Here is a 13,138-nt window from a genome sequence, read left to right as displayed (position 1 = left end):
GTCCCGGCGAGAACGCCAGCTGTCGCTCAGGCGACCGCGTCCACCGGCTGGCGCGTCAACAGCGCCATCAAACGCGCGATCTCTTCGCGCAGCTTGCGACGGTCGACGATCATATCGATCGCGCCTTTCTGCATCAGGAATTCGGAACGCTGGAAGCCTTCGGGCAACTTCTCGCGAACCGTCTGCTCGATCACGCGCGGCCCGGCAAAGCCGATCAGCGCCTTCGGTTCGGCGATCACGACATCGCCGAGGAATGCAAAACTCGCCGACACACCACCCATGGTCGGATCGGTCAGCACCGAGATAAACGGCAGCTTCGCTTCGGCCAGCTTCGTGAGCATCGCGGTGGTCTTGGCCATCTGCATCAGCGACAGCAAGCTTTCCTGCATCCGCGCGCCACCCGAAGCGGTAAAGCAGATAAACGGCACCTGCTGCTCGAGCGCGTTCTGTGCCGCGCGCGCAAAACGCTCGCCGACCACGGACCCCATCGAGCCGCCCATGAACGAGAACTCGAAGCACGCGACCACCACCGGCAGCGTGTGAATCGCGCCGCCCATGACGACCATTGCGTCGGTTTCGTCGGTTTCGTCCATCGCCTCTTTCAGGCGATCCGGATACTTGCGGCTGTCCTTGAACTTGAGCGCATCGACCGGGAGGATTTCCTGGCCGATTTCATAGCGGCCTTCCGGATCGAGCAGACCATCGAGCCGCTCGCGCGCACCGATCCGCATGTGGTGGTCGCACTTCGGACACACATGCAGATTGGCCTCGACGTCGTTGCGGTACAGCACCGCTTCGCACGACGGGCATTTGATCCACAAGCCTTCCGGAATGCCCTTGCGGTTCTTCGGGTCGGTTTGCTTGATTTTCGGCGGCAGCAGTTTGTCGAGCCAGCTCATGATGTTTCCTTCCTGAATCGCGACACGGGCGGCAGCGGGAACCCCAGCTGCCGCCCGAAGCGACAAATTAAGACGACAAGATAACGGTTAGCGGGTCGCCGCCCCGATGCTATCCACCGCCTGACGCACTTCCGCGATGAAGCGCGTCAGCGTGTCTGCAGCAGTGTCCGGAGCGGCGGTTTCCAGCAATTGCACGATACGACTACCGATCACGACGGCATCGGACACTTCGGCCACCGCACGCGCAGTCTGCGCGTCACGGATGCCAAAACCGACACCTACCGGCAGTGGAACGCGCGACTTAATGGCCGGGATTTTACCCGCGATACTGTAAACGTCCAGATTTGCCGCACCTGTCACCCCTTTCAGTGACACATAGTAGACATAGCCGCTAGCAATCTTGCCGACTTCGGCAATGCGCTCATCGGTCGAGGTGGGGGCCAGCAGGAAGATCGGATCGATGCCCGAAGATCGCATCTTTTCGGCGAAATTAACGGATTCTTCTGGTGGGTAGTCGACAACCAGCACACCATCGACGCCTGCGTCCTGGGCCGCTGCGGCGAACGCATCGGCGCCCATCCGTTCGATCGGATTCGCGTAGCCCATCAACACTACCGGCGTCTTCTGGTTGCTCTCGCGAAAGCGCTTCACATCGGCCAGCACATGACGCAACGACACGCCGCGTGCGAGCGCGCGCTCCGACGACTGCTGGATCACCGGGCCGTCGGCCATCGGGTCTGAAAACGGCACGCCGAGTTCGATGACATCCGCCCCGCCGGCGGCGAGTGCATGCATGAATTCGACGGTGCGTTCAGGATCGGGGTCGCCCGCCGTCATGAACGGGATCAGCCCTTTCCTGCCTTGTGCGGCCAGTGCCGCGAACGTGCTTTTGATACGGGACATGAATTTTCTCTCGAGTGAGACTGCGCGCCGACGGTTTTACGTCGTCGCCGTGGTCGGGGCCGGCACGGAATCGTCCGGCTCGACCGTCACGGGCACTGCGATCGCGTTGACGCGTTCGCGCGCTATCGCGCAGTAACTTGCATTGATTTCATAGCCAACGAATTCGCGCTGCTGACGGGCACAGGCAACGGCGGTGGTGCCGCTTCCCATGAACGGGTCGAGCACGCGGCCGCCCGGCGGGCAGCTCGCGAGCACCATCCGCTCGACGATTTCCAGAGGCTTCTGGGTCGGATGGTCGACGCGCTCGGCATGTTGCCGGTGCAGTCGCGACACGGACCAGACGTCCTTCGGGTTATAGCCGAGCTCCAGCCATTTACTGCCCTCGAACAGCTTGCGCGAACGGGCCTTCTTGGTCGCAGCGTCGTACGGGATGCGGATGGGATCGAGATCGAAGTAGTAGTCCTTCGATACCGCGAAGAAACCGATGTTGTCGTGCACCGACGTAAAGCGGCGCGTCGTGCCGCCCATGCTCGGCACGCGCCGGTCCCAGATGATCTCGTTGACCATCGTGAGTCGGGTCTTCAGGAAACTGAAGATTTCCGGCGCGTATTGCCAGGTGCAGAACACGTACAGCGAGCCAGTCGGCTTGAGCTTCGGAATAGCCAGCTCGAGCCAGCCACGCGTCCAGGCGATAAAGTCCTCGCCCGAGCGCATGTCCGAATCGTTGCCGTAGTCCTTGCCGAGCCCGTACGGCGGGTCGGCGAGGATCAGGTCGATCGACGCATCCGGAAGGTTCGCTACCTCGGTCAGGAAATCGCGGTTCCAAAGTTCGATGCCGGGAGGCAGCGGCAGCTCGGCCGCGGGACGTACAACAACTGACGCGTCTGCTTCCTCTGCTGTTGCCTCGGCCAGCACGGCCGTCCCCGCAGGCACCGTCGTTTCGGCGGTGTCTGCCGGTTGCGGCTCGTCGAACTCGTCGCGCATCGTCGCGGCGCTCAGAACGTAATGCCCGATCGCTCGGCGACCGTATGCATGTCCTTGTCGCCGCGGCCCGACAGGTTGACCAGCAGGTTCTTGCCCTTCGGCAAGGTCGGCGCGAGTTTGGTGGCATACGCGAGCGCGTGACTCGATTCGAGGGCCGGGATGATGCCCTCGATCCGGCAGCAGTCGTGGAACGCCTGGAGCGCTTCTTCGTCGGTGACGGAGACGTATTGCGCGCGGCCGTTGTCCTTCAGCCATGCATGCTCGGGACCGACGCCAGGATAATCGAGGCCTGCCGAGACCGAATGCGTCTCGATGATCTGGCCGTTCTCGTCCTGTAGCAGATACGTGCGGTTGCCGTGCAGCACGCCAGGGCTGCCGCCCGTCAGCGAGGCCGCGTGACGACCGGTTTCGATACCATCGCCGGCGGCTTCGACACCGATCAACTGCACGGAAGTGTCGTCGATATACGGGTAAAAGATCCCCATCGCGTTCGATCCACCACCGATACACGCAATCACCGAATCCGGCTGCCGGCCGGTCAGTTCGGGCATCTGCACCTTGCATTCGTCGCCGATCACACGCTGGAAATCGCGCACCATCATCGGATACGGATGCGGGCCCGCCACCGTACCGATGATGTAGAAGGTGTTTTCGACATTGGTGACCCAGTCGCGCATCGCCTCGTTGAGTGCGTCCTTCAGCGTGCGCGAACCGGACTGGACCGGTACGACGGTCGCGCCGAGCAGCTTCATCCGGTAGACGTTGGCGGCCTGGCGGTGGATATCTTCGGCGCCCATGTAGACGACGCATTCCATGCCGAACCGGGCCGCGATCGTCGCGGTCGCGACGCCATGCTGACCGGCGCCGGTTTCCGCGATCACGCGCGGCTTACCCATGCGTTTGGCGAGCAGCGCCTGGCCGATCACGTTGTTTATCTTGTGGGCGCCCGTGTGGTTCAGGTCCTCGCGCTTGAGGAAGATCTGCGCGCCGCCGAGCGTCTCGCTCCAGCGCTGCGCGTGATAGATGGGAGACGGACGACCGACGAAATGCTTCAGTTCGCGCTCATATTCGGCGACGAAGTCGGGATCCTGTTGATATTTGGCGTAGGCCGCACGCAGCTCGTCGAGTGCGTGAACCAGGGTTTCGGCGACGAAGATGCCGCCATATTGGCCGAAATGACCTCTTTCGTCTGGCAAGTTGTACATTGTGTCACTCTTCTCAGTGGGCGGCGCCGCTGCCCCGGACGGGGAGCTGCACCACCGGAATCATCCGGCGTCTGCGTCGCGCACCGCGCGCACAAACGCCGCCATCAGGGCGTGATCTTTCACACCCCTGGCACCCGCCACCTCGATGCCGCTCGAGACATCGACCGCGTACGGGCGCACGCGATGAATCGCATCACTGACGTTTTGCGCGCTCAACCCACCACTCAAAACGGCCCGACGCGCGAGCTCTGCTGGAATAAGTGACCAATCGAAGACCTTCCCGCCACCGCCATAGCCTTCGACATGTGTGTCGAGCAGAAGGCCACTGGCAGCTGAATAGTTAAGTGCCGATTCTACCAAATCGGCCGGCTGAGTATCCGCCGCAACACGCAACGCACGCAACCAAGGCAAACCCGCAACGCTGGCGAGCGACTCGCACTGCACCGGCGTTTCGTCGCCGTGGAACTGCAGCAGCGTCAGCGGGACGTTCGATGTCACCTCGGTGATCCAGTCCGGCGACGCATTGACGAACAATCCGACCACCGACAGGAACGGCGGAATCTCGCGCGTCATGTCGAGCGCCTGCACGACGCTGACCGAACGCGGGCTCGGCGGATAGAACACGAGGCCGATCGCGTCGGCACCGAGATCGATTGCGTGGGCGACATTGGCGGGCGTCGACAGGCCGCACAGCTTGATGCGCGTTCTATGCGGTACGGCGACGGACGGCGAGTTCTGGTCTGCGGTCATGTTCTGGTTTCGGTCAATCGGTCCAAACGGTGCTCCATGGCACGCTGCCGGACTGCGCGGGCGGCACCGCGAATGCCTCAGGATAGCCCACCTGCGCGAGATACAGGCCGTCCGGCATGAAGGTCGGCGCGGCGCGGCTGCGGTCCTTGCCCGCCAGTACTTCAGCCAGCCATTCAGCCTTGTGACGACCGCGTCCGATCGCCACAAGGCAGCCCATCAGGTTGCGCACCATGTGATGCAGAAACGCATTGGCACGAAAGCGGAAGTGGATGAAGTCGCCCTGCGGCCGCACGTCGATCTGATGCAGATGCTTGACCGGCGTCTTCGCCTGGCATTCCGATGAGCGGAACGCCGAAAAGTCGTGCTCACCGATCAGATACGCGGCTGCGGCGCGCATTGCGTCGACATCGAGCGGCGTATGGATCCAGCCCGCCCGGCCCGTCAGCATCGGCGAGCGAACCGGATGCACATACAGCGCGTAGTGATAGGTTCGCTCGAACGCGGAAAACCGCGCGTGAAACGTGTCCGGCATCGGCTTCGCCCACTGCACGGCGACGCTCGGCGGCAGGAACGCATTGGTGCCGCGTACCCACGAGAAATCGTCGCGTGTCAGTTCGGTGTCGAAATGGACCACCTGTCCGAGCCCATGGACGCCCGTATCCGTGCGCCCCGCCACCACGGTCGGCAGGGGCGTCTGGGCAAACTCGCGCAAGGCGCGTTCGAGCTCATCCTGAACCGTCTTGCCGTGCGGCTGCGACTGCCAGCCGCAAAACGCCGAACCGTCGTACTGGACGCCGAGCGCGACGCGCATCACGACAGCGGCGCGAGCGTCGACAGCAACGCGTGCGCTTCGGAGTGCGTGCCGGCGTCGTTGGCTTCGATCACTTCGTTGATCAGCGTTCGCGCGCCCGTCAGATCGCCCAGCTGGATGTACTCCCTCGCGAGATCGAGCTTGTTGCGGGCGATGCGTGCCAGTTCGTCCGGGGTGAACGCGGGGATCGGCTGTGCGGGGCTCGGCGGCAATTCGAGGTCGAAGTCGAGGTTCAAGGCGCCGAAATGGGCGGCGCCGAGGCCCGCGACTGACGCTGCGCCGGCGGTACCGGCGGCGATGTCGGCGGCGACGGGGGTGGGTGCGGCAGGTTCAGCGGTCGTGTAGCCGGTGGTGGGTTCGTGTTGTGTGTTCTGCTGCGCGAATGGCGCGGGTTCGGCGGGCACGTGGGCTTGCGGTGCGTCGTGTGCGGGCGGTTCGTTCGATTCGTGCGGTACGTTCTGCTGCACGAATGGCGCGGGTTCGGAGGGCACATAGGCGTGCGGTGCTTCATGCCCAGCCGGTTCGTTCGATTCGTACTGTACGTTTTGCTGTACGACTTGCGCAGGCTCGATGGGCACGTAGGCTTGCGGTGCGTCGTGTCCGGCCGGTTCGTTCGATGCCGGTTCGAAGGTTGCAGCCGGTTGTTGCGGCTCAACGCCGTCGTGCGTAGCAGGTGGCGGTGTGGCTTCCACGCGCGGCGGCAGCGATAGATCGAGGCTGCCGAGCGCCGCGATTGCCTCAGCAGGGAACGGCAGTGCGACAGGTGCCGGCCGGGTGGCTGCGGCGGACGCTGCAGGTTGAGCGGCGGTAGATGCGGCGGGTGGTTCCGTGTCGGCGTGATCGCCGTGATCGCCGTGGTCGGCGGCCGGCTGGATCGGCACCAATGGCAACGCTTCGGCGCCCAGCTCTTCAGCCGCTGCGCGACTCGCCGTGGTCGTCGCACTATCAAGCGAAGCGGGCCGTGCATTTGTCGAAATGTCGTCGTTGGCAGTTGCTCCAGCGACACCTGCCGCATCCGCGACGTGATGAGCGGCCGCGCCCGCCTCTGGCGCAGCACTTTCCGCCGATGCCGGAGAAAGCGCATTCATTCGCGCAAGGTAAGCCGCGGTGTCCTTCTCCAGTTGCGTCGGCGGTCGTACAGGAGCGGTGGCCGGCGACGCGGCACGCGCTTTGGCCGCCCTGCGGCGACGCATCGACAGCCCGGTCAGCAACACGACCAGCGCCGCGCCGATGGCTGCGGCGATACTGAGTTGCGTTTGCGAGAAGCCGAACTGGCCGTCGGTAGCCGATGACGTGGATGCGCCAGGACCCGTCGATGCATTCGAGGCAACACCGCCACTGCCCGCGGACGCCTGGGTAGCCGCCGACTGCTGTGTACCGGGCGCCTCGCCCGCGTTGCCGCTGCCCGCGCCGCCCGCCGATGAGCCGATGCCGTGCTTCTGCAACGCCATCAACACGCGATTTTTCAGCGCCAGCAGTTGCTGGAGACTCGAAACCTGCTCATGCGGCTGCGAGGCGGCCGAATCGGTCGATGCTGTATCCGCTGTCGTATTGCCTGCCGCGCTACCTTCCGGTGCGCTCGCGGATGGGCGGATCGCCCCCGCCCAGACGTGGGCGCCGCTCGCATGCTCGTCCTGCTGCGTGTCCGAAGCTGTGTCTGTCTGTGTCGCGTCGGCGGCCGAGGCCGATGGCGATGTGGCCGCAGCGGCGGTTGGCGTGCTGGCGGACACCGCCGCACCAATGCCTGCCGCCGATGCGCCATTTGCCGAAACACTCGCCGCCGACGCCGTGGCGTCAGAAGCCGCCGAAGACCCCGAAGGCGCCCCCGATGCATCGAGTGTCGGCACATCCAGCACTGCACCGAGCTTCAGCCGGCTCGGGTCATGTCCCATGAACGCGTTGGGATTCGCGTCGAACAGTGCACGTGCCGCGCGCGCGAGCGTCGCGCGGTCATGCGACTGCGTGATCTCCATCGCGATGTCGTTAAGCGACTGCCCCGGACGAATGGTGTACTGCGCGGCAGGCAGGCCGATCGCCGACACGGCCTGCTCGGAGGCCGGTATTGGCGTGGCGGGAGCATTGGCGGTGGTGGAGGCGCTGGTGGCGGCCGATCTTGCGGCGGTGGCGCCGGCAGTATTGCTAGCGCCGGCGTCAGCGCTTGTAGCCTTGGCGCGGTTGCTAGCACCGGCGGTTGCGCTTGTGACCTTGGCGCTGCTACCCACGCCAGCGGCTGCGCTCGCAGCCGTGGCACTGCTGCTACCGTCGGCTGCAACGCTCGCAGCATCGGCAGTCGCCGCACTCGCAGCCGGAACAAATGCAACTTGCGCGACACTCGTGCCGGCAACGAGACATGCCGCCGCAGCGAGTACCGTCATTGCGCACACCCGGTTGCGCGAGGCCACTCGAAAACCATTCAGTCGTACTGTCATCGGGACTCCTGGCGCGTCGTCGCGCGGCCCTTGTTGGCGATGGATTGAAGACAAGATTCGGAGCACACAATGAAAAAAGCGCCGCGTGAAACGCGACGCTTTCGGACTTCTTACGCGTCGTAACCGCGTAGTTTACTTTACTTGTCGAGCAGAATGCGCAGCATGCGGCGCAGCGGTTCGGCGGCGCCCCACAGCAGCTGATCGCCGACCGTGAAGGCCGACAGATATTCGCCGCCCATTGCCAGCTTGCGCAGACGGCCGACCGGCACGGTCAGCGTACCCGTCACGACGGCCGGCGACAGCTCGAGCATCGACGCTTCGCGCTGGTTCGGCACGACCTTCACCCAGTCGTTCGCGGACGCGAGGATGCCGTCGATTTCGTCGAGCGGCACATCCTTCTTCAGCTTGATGGTGAGCGCCTGCGAGTGGCAGCGCATTGCACCGATCCGCACGCACAGCCCGTCGACCGGAATCGAACCCGGCTCGCCCACCGCCGGCTTGCCGAGGATCTTGTTGGTTTCGGCACCGCCCTTCCACTCTTCCTTCGACATACCGTTGCCGAGATCCTTGTCGATCCACGGAATCAGCGCGCCGGCGAGCGGCACACCGAAGTGCTCGGTGGGCATGCGATCGCTGTTCAGCGCGGCCTGCACGCGGCGGTCGATGTCGAGAATAGCCGACGACGGATCGGCGAGGTCTTCCTTCGCCGCGCCGTACAGCGTGCCCATCTGTTGCAGCAGCTCGCGCATGTTCTGCGCGCCCGCGCCCGATGCAGCCTGATACGTCATGGCCGTCATCCAGTCGACGAGATTTTCGCGGAACAGTCCGCCCAGCGCCATCAGCATCAGGCTTACCGTGCAGTTGCCGCCAATGAAATTCTTCGTGCCGCTGACGAGCGCGCTCTTGATCACGTCGAGGTTGACCGGATCGAGAATGATGACCGCATCGTCCTTCATGCGCAGCGACGATGCCGCGTCGATCCAGTAGCCGTTCCAGCCGGCTGCGCGCAGCTTCGGGAAGACTTCGTTGGTGTAGTCGCCGCCCTGGCACGTGATGACGATGTCGCACTTCTTCAGATCGTCGATGCTGGCTGCGTCTTTGAGCTTCGTCTCGTTTTTGGCGAACGACGGCGCGTTGCCGCCCGCATTGCTGGTGCTGAAAAACACCGGTTCGATGAGGTCGAAATCGCCTTCCTGCTGCATCCGTTGCATCAGGACGCTGCCGACCATGCCGCGCCAACCTACGAGACCTACGTTCATGACACTTACCCTTGGAGTGGAGCCTTCCCCGCGTCTTTGCCCGCAGTGACCGCGCGGGGAAGACAGGCGGGCACGACGGACGATCAGCGAATCGTGATCGTTTTCGGGGTAATCGTTTTGATCAGCGTTTGGCTGACGATGGCGAGTTCAACCGCACGGGCTGTGTTGCCGTGCTGGTTCGAAATCGAGGAGATTTGTGGAATCTTCGCCATCGCGCCAGTCTACACGAAACCTGAAATAAGCGGTGTAAGCCACCGATACACGTCGTTTTTGCATAAACAGGCCGGTATGACGGCCTGTTTATGCGCTTATTGCCTGTTTATTACGTTAACGCCGGCATCTCACAGCGCAGCGAGCACCGCATCGCCCATCGCTGCCGTGCCGACCTGCCGGCAACCCGGCGTGAGGATATCGCCGGTGCGGAAGCCCTGCTCGAGCACCTTCTTCACCGCGCTCTCGATGCGGTCTGCCTGCTCGACCTTGTTCAGCGAATAGCGCAGCATCATCGCCGCCGACAGGATCGTGGCGAGCGGATTCGCCACGCCCTTACCGGCGATGTCCGGTGCGGAACCGTGCGACGGTTCGTAGAGCCCCTTGTTGTCCTTGTCGAGCGAGGCCGACGGCAGCATGCCGATCGAGCCGGTCAGCATCGCCGCTTCGTCGGACAGGATGTCGCCGAACATGTTGCCTGTAACGATCACGTCGAATGATTTCGGTGCCTTGACGAGCTGCATCGCCGCGTTGTCGACGTACATGTGCGACAGCTCGACGTCGGTATATTCCTTCGCGACGTCGATCATCACGTCCTTCCAGAACTGCGACGTTTCGAGCACGTTCGCCTTGTCCACCGAGGTCAGCTTGCGGCTGCGCTTGCGCGCCGCCTGGAACGCGACGTGCGCGATGCGGCGCACTTCGGGCTCCGAATAGCGCATCGTGTCGAAGCCTTCCTTCGCACCTGCGAACAGACCGTCCGGCGCTTCGCGCACACCACGCGGCGAGCCGAAATAGATATCGCCGTTCAGCTCGCGCACGATCAGGATATCGAGGCCCGATACGATCTCTTCCTTCAGCGACGACGCACCGGTCAGTTGCGGATAGCAGATTGCCGGACGAAAATTCGCGAACAGCTGCAGATGCTTGCGCAGCCCAAGAATGGCCTGCTCCGGACGCAACGCGCGTTCGAGCGAATCGTACTTCCAGTCACCAACCGCGCCGAACAGGATCGCATCGGCTTCCTTCGCGAGCGCGAGCGTCGAGTCGGGCAACGGATGGCCCTTCGCTTCGTAACCTGCGCCGCCGACGGGCGCCTCTTCGAGTTCGAACTTTTCGCCGAGTGCGTTCAGCACTTTCACGGCTTCTTTAACGATCTCGGGACCGATGCCGTCGCCCGGCAGTACAGCGATCTTCATGCGAAATTCCTTGCTGGGTGTTTGATAGAAGTTGTGCCTGACTGATGCCTGCAGCCTAGCCGACGATGCGGTGATTCAGCCACGGCTGCTTCGCCAGCCGCTCCGCTTCGTACTGGCGAATCTTGTCCGCGTGACGCAACGTGAGGCCGATGTCGTCGAAACCGTTCAGCAGGCAGTACTTGCGGAAACCTGCAACCTCGAACGGATATTCGGCACTGCCGTCTGCGGTACGCACAACTTGCGCTTCGAGATCGACGGTCAGCTTGAAGCCGTTGAACGCATAGGTCTCGTTGAACAGATGGTCGACCTGTTGCTCGGTCAGCACGATCGGCAGCAAGCCGTTCTTGAAGCAGTTGTTATAGAAGATGTCTGCGAAGCTCGGTGCGATCAGCGCGCGAAAACCATACTGCTGCAGCGCCCACGGTGCATGTTCGCGCGAGCTGCCGCAACCGAAGTTCTTACGCGCGAGCAGCACGGAAGCACCCTGATAGCGCGGCTGGTTCAGCACGAAATCCGGATTCAACGGACGGCGCGAGTTGTCCTGACCCGGTTCGCCGTGATCGAGATAACGCCATTCGTCGAAGGCGTTGGGGCCGAAGCCGCTGCGCTTGATCGACTTGAGGAACTGCTTCGGAATGATCGCGTCGGTGTCGACGTTCTCGCGATCGAGCGGCGCCACGACGCCCGTATGTACGATGAATTTATCCATGGTTCATCACCCGCCAGAGTTGAGACCCGCACGCGCGATATCTGATCGCGCGTGCCGGTGTAATCGAAAAGCGCCGTGCCCGGGCGACGCGCACGCGTCGTGTGACACGGCAGCGCTGCATTAGTCGGCTGCTTTCTTGATAGCGTGTCCGGCGTCGTCCATATCCTGGCCGAAGCCCGCGACCGTATTGCAACCCGCCAGTCCCAGCAGCATCCCGGTCAACGCCAGCAGCACGGTACGACGCCAGAGTGTCGATGTCTTCATGGCAGTCACCCCAGCTTACGAATGTCGACGAAATGTCCTTCGATGGCCGCCGCCGCTGCCATCGCCGGGCTGACCAGATGAGTACGACCACCCGCGCCCTGGCGCCCTTCGAAGTTACGGTTCGATGTCGACGCGCAGCGCTCGCCCGGTTCGAGCCGGTCGGCGTTCATCGCGAGACACATCGAGCAACCGGGCTCGCGCCATTCGAAGCCGGCGTCGGTGAAGATCTTGTCGAGCCCTTCGCGTTCGGCCTGTGCCTTCACGAGACCCGAGCCCGGCACCACCATCGCGAGACGGATGCTCGGCGCTACGCGCCGACCCAGTTTCTTTACCACGTAGGCAGCGGCGCGCAGATCTTCGATGCGTGCATTCGTACACGAGCCGATAAAGATCTTGTCCGGCTTGATCGATTCGATCGGCAGGTTCGGCTCGAGCGCCATGTATTGCAGTGCACGTTCGATTGCACCGCGCTTCACCGGATCTTTCTCGCGTTCGGGGTCCGGCACGCGACCGTCGATCGGCGTGACCATTTCCGGCGACGTGCCCCACGTGACCTGCGGCACGATCTCGGCCGCATTCAGTTCGACCACGCGATCGAACTGCGCGCCCTCATCGGTCTTGAACTGCTTCCAGTATTCGACGGCCTGGTTCCACTCGACGCCTTGCGGCGAGAACGGACGGCCCTTCAGGTAGTCGATCGTCGTGTCGTCGACGGCGACCATGCCGGCGCGTGCGCCGGCTTCGATCGCCATGTTGCACACGGTCATGCGGCCTTCCATGCTCAGCGCGCGAATCGTCGAGCCGCCGAACTCGATCGCATAACCGGTGCCGCCCGCGGTGCCGATCTTGCCGATGATCGCGAGCACAATGTCTTTCGCGGTGCAGCCGCGCGGCAGCGGCCCTTCGACCTTCACGAGCAGATTCTTGCTCTTCTTCTGCAGCAGCGTTTGCGTGGCAAGCACGTGCTCGACTTCCGAGGTGCCGATGCCGTGCGCAAGCGCGCCGAACGCGCCGTGCGTCGATGTATGCGAATCGCCGCAGACGATCGTCATACCAGGCAACGTCGCGCCCTGCTCCGGTCCGATGATATGCACGATGCCCTGACGCAGGTCGTTCATCTTGAACTGCGTAATGCCGTACGCGTCGCAATTCGAATCGAGCGTATCGACCTGCAGCTTCGAGACGGGATCGGCGATGCCGTGTGAGCGGTCGGTAGTGGGGACGTTGTGATCGGAGACCGCGAGATTCGCGCTGATGCGCCATACCGGACGCTCGGCCAGTTTCAGCCCTTCGAACGCCTGCGGGCTCGTGACTTCATGCAGCAGGTGACGGTCGATGTAGAGAATCGTCGTGCCATCGTCTTCCGTGTGGACCACATGGGTGTTCCACAATTTGTCGTAGAGGGTCTGTGCCATGGTATGCGGGTAGTAATGACGTCACTGCGGACTTCGCATGCAGATTTCGCTGGAAATTGCCTGCTGTCCGTGTCGGTCGATTATGCCACGCAGCCTTTCTG

Annotated in this window: 13 protein-coding genes; all 13 read right to left on the bottom strand. The window is 63.3% G+C overall.

All coding sequences use genetic code 11. The features are described 5' to 3' along the window. Positions 1-26: 26 nt before the first annotated feature. The 13 genes from accD to leuC all read right to left on the bottom strand — a co-directional run bounded on the left by accD (position 27) and on the right by leuC (position 13,037). Positions 27-899: an acetyl-CoA carboxylase, carboxyltransferase subunit beta gene (accD, locus tag FNZ07_RS06140; RefSeq protein WP_091012534.1), complete on the bottom strand. Its 873-nt coding sequence runs from the start codon at positions 897-899 to the stop codon at positions 27-29. 87 nt (positions 900-986) lie between these two features. Then, positions 987-1,802, bottom strand: coding sequence for a tryptophan synthase subunit alpha (gene trpA / locus FNZ07_RS06135; protein ID WP_091012531.1), 816 nt, complete (start codon positions 1,800-1,802; stop codon positions 987-989). Between the two features lie 36 nt (positions 1,803-1,838). Further along, a complete protein-coding gene (locus FNZ07_RS06130; RefSeq protein ID WP_091012529.1) occupies positions 1,839-2,786 on the bottom strand; it encodes a DNA-methyltransferase in 948 nt (315 codons plus the stop codon). Between the two features lie 11 nt (positions 2,787-2,797). Continuing rightward, positions 2,798-3,991, bottom strand: coding sequence for a tryptophan synthase subunit beta (gene trpB, locus FNZ07_RS06125; RefSeq protein ID WP_091012526.1), 1,194 nt, complete (start codon positions 3,989-3,991; stop codon positions 2,798-2,800). A 60-nt stretch (positions 3,992-4,051) separates the two neighbouring features. After that, positions 4,052-4,741, bottom strand: a complete 690-nt coding sequence (locus tag FNZ07_RS06120) for a phosphoribosylanthranilate isomerase (protein WP_091012524.1) — start codon at positions 4,739-4,741, stop codon at positions 4,052-4,054. A gap of 13 nt (positions 4,742-4,754) precedes the next feature. Beyond that, on the bottom strand, positions 4,755-5,552 hold the full coding sequence (gene truA / locus FNZ07_RS06115; protein WP_091012521.1) for a tRNA pseudouridine(38-40) synthase TruA: 798 nt from the start codon (positions 5,550-5,552) through the stop codon (positions 4,755-4,757). After that, entirely contained in the window at positions 5,552-7,981 is a 2,430-nt protein-coding gene (locus FNZ07_RS06110) for a FimV/HubP family polar landmark protein (protein WP_091012518.1), read from the bottom strand. Before FNZ07_RS06110 ends, truA begins: the two co-directional genes overlap by 1 nt. Positions 7,982-8,118: 137 nt before the next feature. Next, positions 8,119-9,240, bottom strand: a complete 1,122-nt coding sequence (gene asd, locus FNZ07_RS06105; protein ID WP_091012516.1) for an aspartate-semialdehyde dehydrogenase — start codon at positions 9,238-9,240, stop codon at positions 8,119-8,121. 83 nt (positions 9,241-9,323) lie between these two features. Beyond that, positions 9,324-9,452 carry a hypothetical protein gene (locus FNZ07_RS34265; protein ID WP_266254504.1) on the bottom strand — a complete coding sequence of 43 codons (129 nt, stop codon included), beginning with the start codon at positions 9,450-9,452 and terminating at the stop codon, positions 9,324-9,326. Between the two features lie 129 nt (positions 9,453-9,581). Continuing rightward, complete coding sequence (leuB, locus tag FNZ07_RS06100) at positions 9,582-10,649, bottom strand: 3-isopropylmalate dehydrogenase (protein ID WP_091012513.1); 1,068 nt, start codon at positions 10,647-10,649, stop codon at positions 9,582-9,584. 55 nt (positions 10,650-10,704) lie between these two features. Then, positions 10,705-11,358 (bottom strand): 3-isopropylmalate dehydratase small subunit, encoded by a 654-nt coding sequence (gene leuD / locus FNZ07_RS06095; RefSeq protein ID WP_091012511.1) that lies wholly within the window; start codon positions 11,356-11,358, stop codon positions 10,705-10,707. Between the two features lie 120 nt (positions 11,359-11,478). Further along, positions 11,479-11,622, bottom strand: a complete 144-nt coding sequence (locus FNZ07_RS06090) for an entericidin A/B family lipoprotein (protein ID WP_091012509.1) — start codon at positions 11,620-11,622, stop codon at positions 11,479-11,481. A 5-nt stretch (positions 11,623-11,627) separates the two neighbouring features. Continuing rightward, the gene (leuC, locus tag FNZ07_RS06085; RefSeq protein ID WP_091012507.1) at positions 11,628-13,037 is read right to left on the bottom strand and encodes a 3-isopropylmalate dehydratase large subunit; all 1,410 of its coding nucleotides are present in this window, start codon (positions 13,035-13,037) and stop codon (positions 11,628-11,630) included. Positions 13,038-13,138: the final 101 nt, after the last annotated feature.

Source organism: Paraburkholderia megapolitana (genome assembly GCF_007556815.1).
In the GTDB taxonomy this organism is placed as follows: Bacteria; Pseudomonadota; Gammaproteobacteria; order Burkholderiales; family Burkholderiaceae; genus Paraburkholderia; species Paraburkholderia megapolitana.
This window is presented reverse-complemented; position numbering and strand designations above follow the sequence as displayed.